Annotated in this window: 13 protein-coding genes and 1 riboswitch; of the genes, 6 read left to right on the forward strand and 7 right to left on the reverse strand. The window is 73.8% G+C overall.

Annotated elements, in window-relative coordinates:
- Positions 1 to 448 precede the first annotated feature (448 nt).
- Entirely contained in the window at positions 449 to 790 is a 342-nt protein-coding gene (locus ACH442_RS43475; RefSeq protein WP_396344030.1) for a YrdB family protein, read from the forward strand.
- A complete protein-coding gene (locus ACH442_RS43480; RefSeq protein WP_396344031.1) occupies positions 721 to 1,185 on the forward strand; it encodes a winged helix-turn-helix transcriptional regulator in 465 nt (154 codons plus the stop codon). The genes ACH442_RS43475 and ACH442_RS43480 overlap by 70 nt, the downstream gene beginning before the upstream one ends.
- On the opposite strand, the gene ACH442_RS43485 is transcribed toward ACH442_RS43480, so the two are convergent.
- From ACH442_RS43485 to ACH442_RS43515, 7 genes are all read right to left on the reverse strand, one after another.
- On the reverse strand, positions 1,148 to 2,227 hold the full coding sequence (locus ACH442_RS43485; RefSeq protein WP_396344032.1) for an NAD(P)-binding domain-containing protein: 1,080 nt from the start codon (positions 2,225 to 2,227) through the stop codon (positions 1,148 to 1,150). The two genes, ACH442_RS43480 and ACH442_RS43485, sit on opposite strands and share 38 nt — an antisense overlap.
- On the reverse strand, positions 2,227 to 2,688 hold the full coding sequence (locus tag ACH442_RS43490; RefSeq protein WP_396344033.1) for a MarR family winged helix-turn-helix transcriptional regulator: 462 nt from the start codon (positions 2,686 to 2,688) through the stop codon (positions 2,227 to 2,229). Before ACH442_RS43490 ends, ACH442_RS43485 begins: the two co-directional genes overlap by 1 nt.
- Positions 2,689 to 2,876: 188 nt before the next feature.
- A complete protein-coding gene (locus ACH442_RS43495; RefSeq protein WP_396344034.1) occupies positions 2,877 to 4,142 on the reverse strand; it encodes an MFS transporter in 1,266 nt (421 codons plus the stop codon).
- Between the two features lie 13 nt (positions 4,143 to 4,155).
- Positions 4,156 to 4,232: riboswitch (S-adenosyl-L-homocysteine riboswitch) on the reverse strand.
- A gap of 198 nt (positions 4,233 to 4,430) precedes the next feature.
- Positions 4,431 to 5,240 carry an MBL fold metallo-hydrolase gene (locus ACH442_RS43500; protein ID WP_396344035.1) on the reverse strand — a complete coding sequence of 270 codons (810 nt, stop codon included), beginning with the start codon at positions 5,238 to 5,240 and terminating at the stop codon, positions 4,431 to 4,433.
- A gap of 184 nt (positions 5,241 to 5,424) precedes the next feature.
- The gene (locus ACH442_RS43505; protein WP_396344036.1) at positions 5,425 to 6,825 is read right to left on the reverse strand and encodes a hypothetical protein; all 1,401 of its coding nucleotides are present in this window, start codon (positions 6,823 to 6,825) and stop codon (positions 5,425 to 5,427) included.
- Positions 6,822 to 9,059 carry a hypothetical protein gene (locus ACH442_RS43510; RefSeq protein WP_396344037.1) on the reverse strand — a complete coding sequence of 746 codons (2,238 nt, stop codon included), beginning with the start codon at positions 9,057 to 9,059 and terminating at the stop codon, positions 6,822 to 6,824. Before ACH442_RS43510 ends, ACH442_RS43505 begins: the two co-directional genes overlap by 4 nt.
- A gap of 23 nt (positions 9,060 to 9,082) precedes the next feature.
- On the reverse strand, positions 9,083 to 9,883 hold the full coding sequence (locus tag ACH442_RS43515; protein ID WP_396344038.1) for an IniB N-terminal domain-containing protein: 801 nt from the start codon (positions 9,881 to 9,883) through the stop codon (positions 9,083 to 9,085).
- 229 nt (positions 9,884 to 10,112) lie between these two features.
- Between ACH442_RS43515 and ACH442_RS43520 the strand changes: the two genes are divergently transcribed.
- Genes ACH442_RS43520 through ACH442_RS43535 form a run of 4 tightly spaced genes read left to right on the forward strand, consistent with a single transcriptional unit; the run spans position 10,113 to position 16,331 of the window.
- A complete protein-coding gene (locus tag ACH442_RS43520; RefSeq protein WP_396344039.1) occupies positions 10,113 to 11,141 on the forward strand; it encodes a hypothetical protein in 1,029 nt (342 codons plus the stop codon).
- Positions 11,142 to 11,155: 14 nt separating this feature from the next.
- Positions 11,156 to 13,933, forward strand: coding sequence for a LuxR C-terminal-related transcriptional regulator (locus ACH442_RS43525; RefSeq protein ID WP_396344040.1), 2,778 nt, complete (start codon positions 11,156 to 11,158; stop codon positions 13,931 to 13,933).
- Positions 13,930 to 15,564, forward strand: coding sequence for a nitrate- and nitrite sensing domain-containing protein (locus ACH442_RS43530; RefSeq protein ID WP_396344041.1), 1,635 nt, complete (start codon positions 13,930 to 13,932; stop codon positions 15,562 to 15,564). The genes ACH442_RS43525 and ACH442_RS43530 overlap by 4 nt, the downstream gene beginning before the upstream one ends.
- Entirely contained in the window at positions 15,564 to 16,331 is a 768-nt protein-coding gene (locus ACH442_RS43535; protein WP_396344042.1) for a cellulose binding domain-containing protein, read from the forward strand. Before ACH442_RS43530 ends, ACH442_RS43535 begins: the two co-directional genes overlap by 1 nt.
- Positions 16,332 to 16,416: the final 85 nt, after the last annotated feature.

Raw genomic sequence — 16,416 nt, forward strand, 5'->3', positions numbered from 1 at the left:
TGCGGTCGGCACCGTGTCTGACCTGCGCGTCGGTCATCACGCCGAGCTTCCGGTGGCGTACCGGACCCCCACATTCCGGGTCGCGCAGATGATCTGCCGCCCTCGGTCACCCTGAGCCACCCGCCCGGCCCGGCCCGCACCTCCCCCGGCTGCGCCCGGACGGGCAGCGCCACCGCGGCCCGTGCCGGGGTCCTGGCGGCGCCGCCCGTGGTGAGGCCTCAGCAACTTCGGGGGCATCGATCTCGGTCGCGGTGGGGTGACCGAAGGTCCTGCTGGACAACAAGATCGCGCGTAAGACAGGATGGCGATCGCGCCGGCGGGGACGCTGGGTCCCGGGCGATCCGATGTCCTGCCTGGAGCCCTCCCATCGGGGTGTGGCCCCCGCCGGTCCGCGGGATCGGGTGGGTGAAAGCTCGGTGGTCCTGAACGAGGAGATGCGACGGACTTCATGAGGCATGTCAACGACCTACTGGCCTTTCTTCTCGAACTGGTGGCACTGGCCGCACTGGGCTACTGGGGTTTCAAAGCAGGCCCCGGCGTCGCGGCCAAGGTCGCGCTTGCCGTCGGAGCGCCCCTGCTGGCGGCGATCGTGTGGGGGCTGTTCGCTTCGCCCAAGGCAACGGTCTCATTGCCGCTCGTCGGTGTACTCGTGGTGAAGGGGCTCGTATTCGGCTCGGCCACGCTGGCGCTGTATGCGGTGGGGAATCGCGCGACAGCTACTTGTTTCGCCATGATCGTGGTGATCAACATCGCCATTGCCCTGCTCAGCAAATCGGTCGTCGATCACTGAGCCTCTTCCGGCCTGATGGAGCTGTCACGGCGGGTGGGAGCGTCGACGCGGGACGCAGGCACTGGCCGACCCGTCAGGTCGTCGACCGGGTCGGTGACAAGTGGACGCTGCTGGTGATCCACGCGCTGGAGGAGGGCCCGGCCCGCTTCTCCGCGCTGCAGACCCGGATCCAGGGCCTCAACCAGAAGGTGCTGACCACGGTCCTGCGCGGCCTGGAGCGGGACGGCCCGGTCACGCGGACCGTCTTCCCGACGATCCCGCCGAAGGTGGAGTATGAGTTGACCGATCTCGGTCAGAGCCTGCTCGGTGTCGTCGGCGGGATCCGCAGCTGGGCCTACGAGCGGATGGACGACATCCTCAAGGCACGGGAGTCATACGACGCAGCAGCGCGGTGACCGCCTCCCGGCCGGCTCGGTTGGCCCCGACTGTCGACTGCGACGGTCCGAAACCGATCAGGTGGATGCGGGGGTCGGCGGCGACCTGGGTGCCTGCCATCCGGATGCCGCCGTCGGCGTTGCGCAGGTGCAACGGGTCGAGGTGGGCGAGCGCCGCCTTGAACCCGGTCGCCCACAGGATGACGTCGACCTCGGTGAACGAGCCGTCGGCCTCGCGCACCCCGGCCGGTTCGACGGCCGTGAACATCGGTCGCCGTTCCAGCGCGCCGCGTTCCCTGGCCGCGAGCGCGTAGGGCGTCCACGCCAGCCCGGTGTAGGACACCACGCTGCCGGTCGGCCGTCCCGCTTCGACGTCGGCGATGACCTTGGCGATCGTCTCGCGGCCGGCGACCTCGGGCTCGAACCCGTCGGCGCGGAAGAACGGCTCGCGCCGCGTATACCAGAACGTCGTCGCGACCCGCGAGATCTCCTCGAGCAGCTGCACCGCCGAGATTCCGCCGCCGACGACCGCGACCCGCTTGCCCGCGAACTCCGACGCCGACCCGTAGTCGCGTGTGTGCAACTGCCGCCCCCGGAACGTCTCCTGCCCGGGATAGCGCGGCAGCACCGGGTTCGTCCACGTCCCGGTCGCGTTGATCACCGCCTGCGTGGTCCACTCCCCCGCGTCCGACTCAACAACAAGATCAAGACCCGCTTCCCGTACGGCGTGAACCGTCACCGGCCGCAGAATCGGCAGCCCCTCCGCGCGCTCGAAGGCCGCGAAGTAACGCGGCACCGCGGTCCGGCTCGGCTCCTCGGGGTCGATCGCGGGCTTCGGGAAGCGTGGCAGGTCGAAGATCCCGTTGACGGTCGCCATGCGCAGCGACTCCCACCGCCGGCTCCACGCGCCGCCGGCGGTCGGGGCCGCGTCGAGGACTATGAACGTACGCGCAGATTGGTCTTGATCTTGGGATGCGTCGGCGAAGCCGCGCCTCTTGAGGTGGTAGGCGGCGGAGAGCCCGGCCTGGCCACCGCCGATGACGACCACGGATGCGCGGCGCATCAGGCACTTTCCAGATGCCGGCGCAGCGCGGCGGCGATCTCCCCGGCGGCGGCCAGCTGGGCCGGGGTCAGCGCGTCGACGAACAGTTCGCGGACGGCCTGCAGGTGCGGGACGGTCGCCGCGCGGAAGGCGTCGTTGCCGTCGGGCGCGAGCACGACCTCGGCGCCGCGGCTGTCGGTGACACACTCCTCGCGGCGGATCAGGCCGCGTTTCTCCATCCGGCCGAGGTGGTGCGAGAGGCGGCTGCGCTCCCAGCCGATGCCGGCCGCCAGGTCGGAGGAGCGCAGGCGGCCGCCGTCGGCCTCGCTGAGCGCGAGCAGCACGGTGTAGTCGCCGGTGGAGAGGCCGGTGTCGGTCTGCAGCCGGGCGGCGAGGCGGCCGCGCAGCGACTCGGTGGTCTCGACGAAGTCGCGCCAGACGCGCAGCTCGTCGCGTGTGGGCAGCTTCCGTTGACCGGCCATGCGCGCCTCCCTGATTGACGTGTCAACGATATGGCGCGGGTGATCCGGTCGTCCACTTCCGGACGGATCTGTGCTCGGCGATACACCGCCCTCCGGGGCCGGCCGAGCTCGCGACGGAGTCGGCGTTCTGGGCTGTTCCCGGTGTGCGGCGGGTGCGCGACATCGCGCGCACGCCCGATCCTGAGCGGTCAGTTGTCCGGCGCGCCCGCGCCCCGTCGCCGGCCTGAGCGGACATCTCCGGTGAAGGCCGCACGCCCTCCGAACAGCACGATCACCAGGCCGCAGACCGCGAGCCCCGCCCCGACCGCCGGAACCGCACTGATCCCCGCGTGATCAAGAACGGTCGCGCCGAGCAGCGCTCCCCCGCCGATCCCGACGTTGAACGCCGACGTGGTCAGCCCGGACGCGGCGTCCGGCGCCTCGGGCGCCACCCGCAACGCCGCCGCCTGCAGGAACACCGGCATCGTGCCGAACGCCAGCCCGCACGCGGCCAGCGCCAGCACCGCCGGCACCACCCCGCTCGCGGCAGCGGCCAGGCCCAGGGCGGCGGTCAGCCCGGAGACCGCGATCAGCATCGACCGCCGGGGCCGGCGGTCGGCGAGAACCCCGCCGAGGAAGATCCCGATGCCGTTGGTCACGCCGTAGGCCAGCAGCGACGGCCCGACCGCGCTCTCCGGGACACCGGCATGGCGCAGGAACGTCGCCACGTAGGTGTAGAACCCGTAGAAGCCCAGGCAGAGCACGACGGTCACGGCCACGACCGTTCCGATACCGGGCGTGCGCAACACCCGCGAGAGGCCGGCGGAAGTGCCGGCGGCCGAGCCCGGAAACGCCGGGAGCAGCCACCGCAGGGCCAGCGCCAGCACCACGAACGAGCCGGCGAGCAGCCCGAACGCGAGCCGCCAGCCGACGAGTTCACCCAACGACGTGCCGGCCGGGACACCGGCCACGAACGCGATCGTGCCGCCACCGAAGACGAACGTGGCGGCGCGGCCGGTGCTACCGGGCGGGACCAGGCGGACCGCGTAGCCGACGGCGATCGCCCAGAACAGCGCGTGCATGGTTCCACCGGCGATCCGCGCGGCCAGCGCCACCGCGAAGTTGCCGGCGAGCGCGCTGATCACAGCACTGATCGCGTACCCGCCGAGGGCCGCGACGAGCAGCGGACGGCGGGGGAACCGGGCGGTCCAGGCGCCCAGCGGGGCCGCGAGAAGAGCGACCATCAGCGCGTACGCCGTGACCAGCAACCCGGCCCGGGAAACCGGCACGTGGAGACTGTCGCTGATCGCGGGCAACAACCCGGTCGGCAGCATCTCCACCGTGACCGACAGGAACGCCGCCCCGGTCAAGGTCAGCAACCCGACGATCGAGCCTTTCTCGGCGTGGCCGGGGCCCGCAGCGCCGGCCGCTTCGGGCCCGCTGCGGGGTGAAGGATGGTTCATCGGCCGCGCCATCGACGCCTCCCCTGATCAGGAGGCGCCCTTGCGTCGGAGAAACCGGCTGAGCGTGGCGGACCGTGGTCCGTCGCAGCGCCTCTCAACCGGCCACCCCGACCGTATGACGGCGCTCAGCCGATGCGCAACTCGGTAAGAGTGTCGTCGCGTGCGGTGGAACGCTGGTCCGGATCAGCGAGGTGACCTGGGAAATCGGGCCGGTCCGGGGGTGGTGCCTCCGCGGTCCCCGGGACACCGCGGAGGTGGCCTGGCCCGTCTTCGCCGTCTCGTTCTCGTGCCGGGCGCGGCTCAGCCGGCCAGCTCGGCCGCGACCGCGTCCGCGCCGAGCCCGATCATCCAGGTCAGCGGCGCACCGGGCAGGAACTCGGTCATCTCCGCGGTCAGGCGCTCCCGCTGCTCGCCGGTCAGGCTCGGCGCTCCTCCGGCCAGCCGGGTGACCGCTTCCCGATACGCCGTCAGGTAACGCCGCTGCTCGACGAGCAGTTCCACGCCGCCCGGCGTCCCGTGACCGGGCAGCAGCGTCCGCCCCTCCAGCTCGGTGACCAGGCGATCCAGCGTCGCGAGCCAGTCACCGGTGTGCCCGTCCGCGGTGTAGGAGTGCACCCCGGGAAACGCAAGATCACCAATAAAGACCCGATCATCCAGTACGACGTAGGAGTCGGCGTGGCTCTCCGCCGCCCCGGCCGTGTGCAGCGTGAACCGCAGCCCGGCCAGGTCGACCACCTCCCCGTCGGACAGCCGGTGGTCCGGAACCCGGTGCTTGTCCGGCCACTCGTCCCCGTAGACCGGCTGCCACTGCGCCCGCTTCGGCTCCGCGATCCGGGCGATCGTGTCCGCGACCTCCGCCGACGCGTAGACGGGCACCCCGTCGCCCGCGACGACCGGCAACCCGTTGAAATGATCCGGGTGCGCGTGCGTGACGAAGACCCCGAGCAGCGGCTTGCCCACCTCCGCGACGCGCTCCGCCAGCGCCCGTGAGTCGGAGAGCAGCAGACTCGCGTCGACCAGCACGACGCCGTCGTCACTCTCCACCAGGTAGCTGTTGACGAACAGTCCCGCCTCGCCGGCGGTGAACGTGTGAATCCGGTGCTCGCTCATGTCGCCGACGCTAGGTCCGTAAGGAGCGACCGGACAGAAGGCACTTTCAGGTGCCCTTACTTCGAACGAGCCCGACGGCGCCCGGGTACCGGTGCCTGTCGTTGCCGAGCGCGAGAACGAGCCCGGAGCCGGGCGCGCCTCGACGTGGGTCCGGGGCGCCGGCAGCCGGTCCGGTCGCCTCGGATCACGAGATCGGCGCGGCGAGCCGGTCGAGCCGGTCGGCGATCAGGTCGGAACTGGCCAGGACGGTTTCGGCGGCGCGACGCGCGGCCGGGGTCAGCGTGCGGCCGTGAGCCAGGCCGCGCCACCGCTCGCCCGCCGCCCGCGCCGCGGCCCAGGTCTCGGCGGCGGTGGCGTCCGGGGACATGCCGAGGCGTTCGCCGACGCTGGTGCCGGAGCCGCCGAGCAGCCGCGCCGCGTCGACCGCGTGGTCGCGGGGCACGGTGACACGGCCGGACCGCAGGGCGGACAGCAGCCGCAGTTCCCGCAGCTCGTGGGCTTCGGCGACGAGCAGTTCGAGCTGGGCGAGCAGATTCCCGGCGGCCGGGTTACGGTGCGTGCGGAGCAACCGGTCCAGGGTGGTCAACGCCGCCCGGGCCCGCAGCACCGGCCGGCGGGCGGTGAACAGCGTCGCGATCGAGGCCTGCAGCTCCTTGAGCCCGCTGTGCTCCTGGAGTCGTTCGGCGAGCGCGGCGGGGGTGTCACTGCCGGTCCGGGCGAGGGTCAGCGCCAGCCGGACGCCGCCGAGCCCGAACCGTTGCAGGAGCCGGACCCGGCGCTGCGCGTCGACCGGGGCCAGGGCCGTGGCCGCGGTGAACCGGTCGGTGGAGAGCAGGTGCGGCTCGGACTCGGCCTTCGGCAGGGCGGCCAGCGCGGCGATCACCGCGAACTCCTCGCCGGCGAGGGTTCGCGCCGCCGCCGCGATCAGCGGGGACACTGCCAAAAGATCTTGAGAGACCATTCCCGTACGCGGTTCGCGCCGCCGCCGCCGGGCCATCTGTTTCGCGGTCAGCAGCGCGTCGGCCCACCCGCCGCCGGTAGCGTCGGCCCGGGACAGGACGATCATGACGTGCACCGGGGGTGCCAGCCGCCCGCGGGCCGCCCGCACCGTCCGCAGCTCCTCCTCGCCGAGTTGCGGAGTCACGTAGAGGATCGCGTCCGCGTCGGCCGCCGGCCCCCGCGCGTCGATCAGCTCGGTGCGCCGCAACACCCGGCTCGGCCACTCGACCACGGCACGCCCGCCGGGGCCACCGGTGTGCCGGGCATCCGGCGTCAGCCGCAGGCCGGACCCGGTACGGACCACAGGGATCTCGGCGTCACGCCACCACGCCCGCGGTTCGGTCCCGTCCCGATACGCCACCTCGGCGGACAGCTCGACCGGTGCCAGCTCCTCCCCGATCAGTGCGTTCACCAGCGTCGACTTGCCGGACCCGGGTGGGCCGGCAACCGCGATGCGCAGCGGGCCGGCGAGCCGGTCCAGGGTGGAGCGCAACACCGCGGCGGCCGGCGGGACCGCCCGGTAGACGTGCGCCGCGTCGTTCAGCAACCGGTACGTGCGCTGTTCGAGTTCCTCGTCGTCGATCACGCGCGGACACCGGCCAGCGCCAGTGCCTCGGAGTGCAGCCGGGCGAGCGCGGCCAACTCCTCCTGGAGGCGGCGGCGGTGCTGCTCGCGGGCGGCGACATCCTGATCGGCGGCGGCTTTCGCGTTGCGGAGCGAGTCCATGACGATCTCCTGCAGGTCCTCGGTGACCGCGGTGAAATGGTCCCGCAGGGCTCGCTGGACCCGCCGTACGCTGTCGCGGGCCTCTTTGTTGAGCCGCACGAAAACGTCGTCGATGTGCCGCGCCACCAGGGCCTTCGCCTCGGCCTGCCGCTTCTTCAGCAGCGACTTGCTCTCGTCGCGGATCGTCTTGCCGCCGAAGATCGCGCCGCCGCCGATCGAGATCGGGTTGATCAGCGACATCCCGGCGAGGCTGGTGACCAGGCCGAACATGACCACCCCGCCGTACGACCCGCGCAGGCCGATGAACAGTTTCTGCCCGGGACTGAAGCGGGCGACGGGCGGCGCGTCCAGGCCCGGCACCTGATCGTCGGCGCCGTCGTCGACAGCCGCGGCAATCGCGGGCGGTGGCAGGACCTCGCCGGCCTCGGGCGGGAAACACCCGGCCACGCGGTGCGCCATCCACTCGGTGCGGTCGGCGAGCCAGGTGGTGCTGGTCTCGGCCAGCTCCTGCAGGGACTGCCGCAGCCACGGCTCGAACTCGTCCCAGGCCTTGGCCGGGTCGGCGTCGGCGAAGAACTCCTCGGCCTGGGCGAGCACCGCCCTGGTCCGCTCGCGCAGGTCGTGCTCGACGTCGGACATCAGGTCGCCGATCTCGTCGGACAGGCTGTTCTGCCAGCGGACAGCGCATTTGCGCAGGTCGTCGAGGCGTCGCTGGGTGGCGTGCAGGCGGGCCACGGCGTCCGGCACCCCGGCGTGGTGCTGCGCGGCCAAGTCGTCGCGCAGCGGGGCGGCGAGCTCGGCCAGCGCGACCCCGGCCAGCCGGGCGACAGTGTCGCGGGCCAGCTTGTCGGGTTTGGCCGCGATCGTGCGTTGCAGATGAACGATCAGGTCGGGGAAGCCGGACTCGCCGTTGAGGACGGTGTCGCCGGTCTTCAGCGCGTGCAGCCGCAGCGCCGAGGAGACGGCGGTGGTCGCGGCGGGCACCCCGGCGCGAGCCAGCCGGGCGCGGCTGTCGGCCAGGGTCCGGCGCCAGTCGGCGGCGTAGTCGGTCTTGGTGAGGACCACCAGCAGCCCGGGATGGAAGCGGGCGAAGCCCCGCAGCACGGCAAGCTCGGCGTCACCGAGCCCACGATCCGCGTCGCAGGCGTAGAGGACGACGTCCGCCCCGGCGCTGCCGGCCAGGTCGCTGGCCACGCGAGCAGCAGCGTCGGCAGCCCGGCCGGCGGACTCGGCCCCGCGGGCGGCGGACTCGGCAGCCCGGCCGGCGGACTCGGCCCCGCGGGCGGCGGCGTCAGCAGAGCGGCCTGCACGCTCGGCGGCGCGGACGGGAGGCTCCCCGGCCCCGGCAGCGACGCCTGCCGAGCGGAGAGCGAACTCGGCGGCGCCGGCAGAGCGGCCGGCACCGTCGGCCGGGCGGACAGAGAAGCCGGCAGCGTCGGCGGAGCGGCCGGCACCGCCGGCCGAGCGGACCGGGAAGCCGGCGGCGCCGGCCGATCCGCCGGCCGGGGCATCGACGAAGCCGGACAGTCCGGGCAGCGGTGGTGTGTCGATCAGGACCAGGCCGCCGGCCAGCAGCGACCGGGGCACGGCCACGTCGGCGTGCACGGGCGCGCCGGCCGGGAGCCGCGCCGCGGTCTCGGCGATCGAGGTGCCGAGACGGTCGAGGTTCAGCGGGATCCGGTCCTGGATACCGACCTCGGCGGTCCAGTCGGCGCCCGCCGAGCCGCGCCGGATCAGCTGCGCGCCGGGCGCGGACGCGTGCCGGACCACGGTCGGAACGCCGGTGCCGGCACAGACCTCGGCGTTGACCAGTGCGTTGATAAGCTGGCTCTTGCCCTGCTGGGCCGCCCCGACGACCAGCACCCGCAGCTCCGGGTGCAGCAGTTGGGCGCGGCGCCGCGTCAGCCACTCGGCCAGCTCGGAGCGTCCGTGCTCGCCGCACGCCCGGATGGTCGAGTCGAGCACGTCGAGCCAGAGCAGGGCGCCGGACGCCCGCAGCGGATCGGATTCCGTCCGAGGGGACGGCACCCGGGCCGGCGGGGTGAGAGAGGCCGGACCCGCATAGGCCGTGGGTCCGGTCTCCCAAGTCGTCATGCGCGCCCGCTCCGTCTCTCGTCCTACAGGTGAAGGTCGCCCAGCAGCCCGTGCGTGGTCTCGTGGGCCGTGTCGCCCGCCGCGCCGGTCACGCCGGTGACCCCGTGCAGCACGTCACCGACGGTGCCGGTCACGCCGTTGACGGTGCCGGTGACGGTGTCGTGCACGGTTTCGACCGGATCCGGCGACAGCACATGTCCCAAATCCGGCGTAATTACCGATCCGATCGAAGAGGTTGCCCCGCCGAGCCCGGCCCCGTCAAGGCTCGGAACGTGATCGAGGGGTGCCGTTGACGGAAGGTGGTGGACCGTCTCCGGTCCGCTGTCGAGGGTCGGCACGACGGTGTCCACCGTGGTGACGGTGTGATCCACGGTCTGGACGACCTGGGTGTCCAGGTGGGTGTCCAGGTGCTGGGCCGGGTCGGTGCCGATCCCGGACACGTGGAACGACGAGCCGATGCCGCTCTGCCCGGCCACGCCGAGCACCGCGGCGTTGACCGTCAGGTTGCCGTTGACCTCGGCATTGAGGTGGGCGGCAGGGGCGTCGACCTGCGCCGTGATGGCCTGCAGGTGTGAGACCGCGCGGGCCACGTCCAGGTCGGCCACCCCGGTCGTCAGATCGTCCACCCCGGTCAGCCCGTGCAGGCCGGTGACCGGGGCCGAGTCGACCACCAGCGGGATCACCTGCTGCACATCGGCGGCGGTGATGTCACCCAGGCCGGCCGCGTGCAGCGCCTGCTCGGGGTCGAGCTCGAACGCCGACCGGGCGGACGGGTCGTAGATGAGATTCAGCACGAATTCCTGCAACGTCGGAAACGAGTCCATGAGGCTCCTTCGATTCGCCGTGCCGCGTCGGGCACGCAACCCAAGGTAGGGCGGCCGCGGCGTGCGGGCATCGGGTTGCGTCCCCTAACCGATGTGGACGATCGCGACGTACGGGATTAGGGGGTTAGGGTTTTCCACAGCGGATTAATTGGGGGAAGATCGCAGCTCGGACATCTGGTACGAACGACTCGGCTCATCCGTCCCGATCGGGTGAGGGAGGAGTGACGACGTGCCGTACGTCCTGGGCATCGACATCGGTGCCGGCAGCACCCGGGCCGCCGTGTGCCGCCGCGACAGCGGGCCCGGCCGCGGCTGGGGCCTGCCGCGCCCGGTCACGCTGGGCGTGCGCGACCGGGCGGTCTCCTCGGCGCTGGCGATGACTCCGGAAGGCGACGTCGTCCCCGGCGACCTGGGGCGGCAGCCCGCCGAGACCGCTGTCGGCGGCTATCTGCGGCGGGTCGGGGACAGCTCGCCGATGCTGTTCGCCGGTGACCGTTTCCCGGCCCACGGCCTGGTCGCCGCGATGGCCCGCTGGGTCGTCGACCGGGTCTGGCAGCAGCTGGACGAGCCGCCCGAGCGGGTCGCGCTGGCCTATCCGTCCGGCTGGGGCGGCGGGCGGCTGCACCTGGTGCACGCCGCGCTGGCCGAGGCCGACCTGGCGCAGACCGCACTGGTCACCCGGGCGCGGGCGGTGGTCGAGTGTCACCAGGCCGCGGGGCGGGTGCCGGCCGTCGGCGGACTGCTCCTGGCGTATCGGATCGGGGGCTCCACCTGCGAGGTCACGGTCGCCGCGCCACACGGGCCGGGCCGGCTCGAGCTGATCGGCGGCGCCGAGCTGGACGAGCCCGCCGGCTTCGATGTGGAGGGCGCGACGGCCGCCGACGCCCGCGCGATCCTGATGCCCACGGTGGATCTGGCCGTGCAGACCGTGCGCGACTGCCGGATCGCACCCGGTGATCTTTCCGCGGTCTTGATCGCCGGGGGCTCCGCACCCGTATATCCGCATGTGTCTGATCTGCTCGCGGCGGCGTTCCCGGTGCCGGTGCTGCGCGACCAGGACCCGCCGATGACGGTCGCGGCCGGCGCGGCGCTCGCCGTCCGGCCCCGGGCGCACCGGCCGTCGCCGCAACAGCAGCCGCTCGGCCCGGCGCCGGCCGACCCACCCGAGACGCCGACGGATGCCTGGCCGCAGGTGGCGAGCAGCCGGCCGCCGCGCCCGCCGGTCGCGATCGCCGCTGTCCGGGCGGGCGAGCAGTGAGCAGCGCACCTGTCATGACCAGCTCGCACGCCGCCGTGCCGGCAATGGCTTCGCCCGCCTCACCTGGCGCCGCGCAAACCTTGCCCTCCGTCGGCTCACTCGCCGGTCGGGGCGCTTCGCCGGCGGCTGCCGCACCCGCCGGATCGCCGGCGGCCGAGTTGCTCGCTCAGGTCGCCGCTGATCCGCATGCGCCGCTGCGGGTGGTGGTCGTCGCGCCGGGTGGTTACGGCAAGACCCAGCTCCTGCACGAGCTCGCGGCACTCTGGCAACGCGCCGGCGTGCCCGTCACGACGCCATGGCAGGCAACCGGAGCGACGGACGAGCAGGTGCTCCTCGCGGACGACGCGCATCGATTGGATCCGATCAAGATCGAGGAGCTTCGGGCGTACGCGGACAAGCCTTCAGCCCGCATCGTCGTCGCGTGCCGTCCGTGGCCGCGCCCGGACGGCCTCGCCGACCTCGTCGACCTTCTGCGTCGCGTCCGTGAACCGGTCCGGCCGGCCCCGCTGAGCGCCGAGCAGATCCGCGAGCGGCTCACCAACCCCTCACCCGAGCTGGTCGCGGCGATCGCCGAGCAGACCGGTGGGGTGCCGCGCTACGTCACGCGGATGGTCGAGGCGCGCACCCCGGCCGAGGCGCTGGTGGGGTTCGCGCCCGAACTGGACGATCTGGAGCCGGACGTCCGCACGCTGCTGCTGGCCGCCGAGGCCGGCGCCGGGCTCTCGTTCGACCTGGTCGCGGCGCTGCTCGGCCGCAACGCGGGCACGGTCGCCGAGCTGGTCGACGCCGGCCGCGCGACCGGGCTCCTCGCCGCCGACGGCACGCTGCTGCCACTGGCCCGGCGGGCCATCGCGGCGCTGGGGCCGATCGGGCACCGCATCGACGTGCGGCAGCGGCTCGCCGCCCTCCAACTGGCCCGCGGTGGCCCGGTGTTGCCGCTGGTCGCGCCCCTGTTGCGGGACAGCGGCGGCGGGCTGACCCCGGGCGGGCTGGCCCCGGGCGCGGTCGGCGGGCTGGGCCCGGTCTACGAGGCGGCCGGTGAAGAGGCACTCGGCGACGATCCGCGCCTGGCCGCCCAGCTCTTCGCGGCCGCGGCCGGAGCCGGTCGGGGCACGGCGGCCCGGCGCGCGCTGGCTACGGCGCTCGCCGGTGACCTCGACGAGGCGTCCCGGCTGGCCGATCAAGCGCTCAGCGGGGGTACGCCGGAGCAGCGGGCCGAGGCCGCCTACGTGGCCGCCGCGGTTCTCACCCAGCGTGGCCAGACCGCGCAGGCCGCCACCCTGTTCCGGTGGTCGCCGTCCCCGGTCGCCGCCGCGTTCAGCACGGTCGCCCTGATCGGAACCGGACAGCGCGCCGGCATCGATGGCACCGCCGACGCACGACAGGCCGGCGCCGCCCCGCCCACCCTGCTGGATTCGGCCGCCGCGCTCATGGCCCGCGGCATGGCCGAGTCCGTCGACGGCACCCCGGCCGCGGCGCTGTCGGCGCTGGTCCAGGCGGCTGCGATGATCGGACCGGCCGGTCCGGCCGTGCTGCTCCCGGACACTCCGGCCGCGCTCGGCGCCATCGTCGCCCTGCACTGCGCCGAGTTGGACACGGCGGACGCGCTGCTGGACCGGGCGGTCCGGACCGGGACGGGCAGTGCCCTGCTCGCCGACCGGCACCGGCTGCTGCAGGCCTGGGTCGGTATGCAACGCGGCCAATCCGTCGATGTGCCGGACGTCCCGGCGCCGACCGGCCGGCGCGGACCGAACGGCGAGCCCGGGTCGGAGCCGGCCGCGCGACCGGGAGCTGACGGCCGGCCCGGGCAGGACGGCCAAGCCGGAGGGGACAGCCAGTCGGGCACCGGCTACAGCGCCGGGCAACTGGCCGATCCCGGGCGGGACGGGCGGCTCGCACGAGACGCCCAACCCGGGCCGGACGGGCGGCTCGCGCAGGAGGGCCGGGCCGGGCGGGACGGGCGGCTCGCGCAGGAGGGCCGGGCCGGGCGGGACGGGCTTTTCGCCGGGGCGCTGCGGGCCGGGCTCAGTCGCCGCGCGGGGGATCTGGTCGGCCTGCGCAGTTGCTGGCCGGACGCCTGCCATGCGCTGATCGGCCAGCCGGTCGACCTGTTCACCCTGCTCCCGCTGGGTGAGCTGGCGGTGGCCGCCGCCCGGCTCGGCGAGCGGCACCGGGTGGCGGGGCACCTGGCCGAGGCGGATCGGCTGCTCGCCGCGCTCGGCGATCCACCGTTGTGGACTGCGCCGCTGCACTGGAGCCGGCTGCACGCCGCGATCCTCGCCGAGGACCGCGAAGCGGCCGGGCGGCATGCGCGGGCGCTGGCCGCCGTGCGCGACTTCAGTCCGTACACGGCGGCGGTGGCGACCGCCGCTGCGCGCTGGCTGGAGGTCCTGGAGGGCGAACCCGCGCCCGAGACGGTGATCGACGCGGCGCGCGGTCTGAGCGCGCTGGGCCTGGTCGGCGAGGGCGCGCGCCTGGTCGGGCAGGCGGCGATCCGCACCACCGACCGCAAGGCGATGACGCTGCTGCTGGAGTGCGCCCGCAGTCTGCGGGGCGGCGCGGTGGAAGTGCCGCTGGACGAGGGCCCGCGCCTGCTCAGCGACCGCGAACGCGAAGTCGCCGCACTGATCCTTTCCGGACTCACCTACAAGCAGATTGCCGAGCGGCTCTACCTCTCGGCCAAAACCGTGGAGCACCACGTGGCCCGGATCCGCCAGCGTCTCGGGGTCACCGGGCGTCCGGAACTGCTGAGCCGGCTGCGTGACCTGATCGACCCGGAGGACGAGCAGTGAACACCCGAACGAAAGTGATCACCGGCCTGGCGCTGCTGGTCGCGCTCTGGGCCGCGGCGGCCGTGCCCGCGCTGGCCGGCGCCCGGCGCGTCACGTCGGCGCGCACCACCGCCACCGACCTGTTCGGGCCGGCCGGCGCGCTGGTCCTGGCCCTGGAGACGGAACGCCGGATCGCGGTGGCCGGGCATTCGGCGAGCGAGACGGCTGCCCAGCGCGTGCACACCGACCACGCGCGGCAGGAACTGTCCACCGCCCGCGGCGCGGTGAGCAGCTGGTTGTCCGCCTCGGACGCGACTCGGCAGGCCGACGCGCTGCTCGACCGCACCGCCCGGCTGCCCGAGGTCCGCGCGCAGGCCGACGGCGGGCAGCTCAGTGGGGTGCGGACGGCCGACGCGTACACCGCGCTGATCGATCCGGCCGGCCTGGAGACCCCGACCGTTTTCGCCGACCAGGTGGGCAGCCGGGCTGCCGCGCTCTCCGCCCTGAGCCGGGCCCGCGAGCTGCTCGCCGAGGAGGATGCGCTGCTCGCCGCGTTCGCCGCGCAGGACAAGATCAAAGACGCTGATCGCGTACGTCTTCAGAACCTTGCCGGCGCACGACGGGAGCTGCTGTCCGCGGCCGGCGCGGAGCTGCCGATCGCGGTCAGCGAGAACCTCACCGCGTCGGAGCAGGCGACGGGTGGAACGGCCTGGTCCACCGCCTACAACGCCGCCAACACCGCGTTGTGGGCGCAGCAGACCAGCGGGGTGAAAGCGGCCGCCGATGCCGGGACGAGTGGGGCGGTGGTCACGGCCGTACGCGCCGGGGTTGTCGGGGGTGTGGGGTTGATCGCCGTGATCGCGATGCTGCTGCTGGCCTGGCGCTCCGGGACCGGCCCGGCCCGGCCGCGCCGGGAGAAGGCGCCGGCCCGCGGACCGGCCCGCGACAGCGGCCTCGAGCCGCTGCTACGTGACCTGGAGAAACGCAACCAGGGCCTGGTGCAGCGGCAGTTGCGGCTGCTCGACGCGCTGGCTCGTCGTGAGGCGGATCAGGACGCGCTCGGTGACCTGTTCCGCGCCGACCACCTGGCCAACCGGATGCGCCGCAACCTGGAGAAGGCGATCACGCTGGCCGGCGGTACCCCGGCCCGGGGCTGGGACCAGCCGGTCCCGTTCAGCGAGGTGGTCCGCGCGGCGGCGGCCGAGATCAGTGAGTACGAGCGGGTGTCCACCGCGCGCGTCGAGCCGGTCACCCTCGCCGGTCCCGCGGTGACCGACGTGGTGCACCTGCTCGCCGAGCTCGCCGAGAACGCGGCGACGTTCGCGCCGGCCGAGACCCCGGTCCAGGTCTCCGGTGAGTACGTGCCGGACGGCTACCGGATCACGGTCACCGACGCCGGGCCGGGAATGACCGCCGACGACCTGGCCACCGCGGCCCGGGTGATGAGCGAACCCGATCCACCGGCCGGTGGCACGTGGTGGGGGCTCTACGCGACCGGCCGGTTCGCCGCCCGCCACGGCATCACGGTCGCGCTGTCCAACGGTTTCGGCGGTGGCCTGGTCGCCGAGGTGCTCGTGCCGTCCTCCCTGATCGGCGCGGTCACCAGCGACAACGACACCACCCTGGACGACCTGGCCCCGGTGATCGGCTGATGAACGACACCGGTACGCGTCGGCGGTCGCTGTCCGTCGTGGTGCTCGACGGGATGCTGCGGCTCTACAGTGCCCTGCAGTCCGGCCCGACGCCGACCCCGAAGGTCCGCGAACCCGGCCGTCGCCGCCGTCTGGGGCGCTGGCTTCTCGTCACCGCCGCGGTCGCCGCGCTGGCCGGGACCGCGCTGCTGGTCGTGGTGCTGGTCCGCGGCTCCGGCGACCCGGCTGCCCCGCCCGACCCGGCGGCGGCACTGCCCGGCCGGTCGGCGCCGGCCGCCGCTGCCCCGGGCTCCCCGGTGGCGTCCGCCACCCCCTCGGCACCGGCGACGGCCACGCCCACGACATCGGCGGCAGCGCGGTCCAGCCTCGGCGCGGTGGTCACCACGACCAAGCCGATGACCAGCGCTTCCGCGTCGGCACCGGCGGCCGGGAGCACCGCGGTGCCGCTGACCGCGTCCTACCGGACGTCGTCGGTCACCGGTGGGCTGCTCGGCTACAAGATGACGGTGACGATCGCGAACCCGGGCGCGGCGGCGAAGGACGGCTGGACGCTGACCGTGACGCTGCCCCGGTCGACGCTGATGGTGAGCTCGGTCTCCGGCGCCACCGCTACCCAGGACGGCTCGACGTGGACGTTCGTACCGACCAGCAGCACGGCGCAGGTCCCGGCCGGCGGCTCGGCGGTGATCAGCTTCGGCGTGACCGGCGCGACCCTGATCGACGCCGCCCCCAAGTCCTGCACCATCGACGGCAGCGCCTGCAGCTGAGCCACGCCATGACCGAACCGGGGGAAGCGCCGATCGAGTGCTCGGTCTCGTGATCAGATTCGGCAGCAGCACCGGGTCCAGGTCA

Origin of the sequence: Actinoplanes sp. NPDC020271 (assembly GCF_044388125.1) — a bacterium.
Lineage (GTDB): Bacteria > Actinomycetota > Actinomycetes > Mycobacteriales > Micromonosporaceae > Actinoplanes.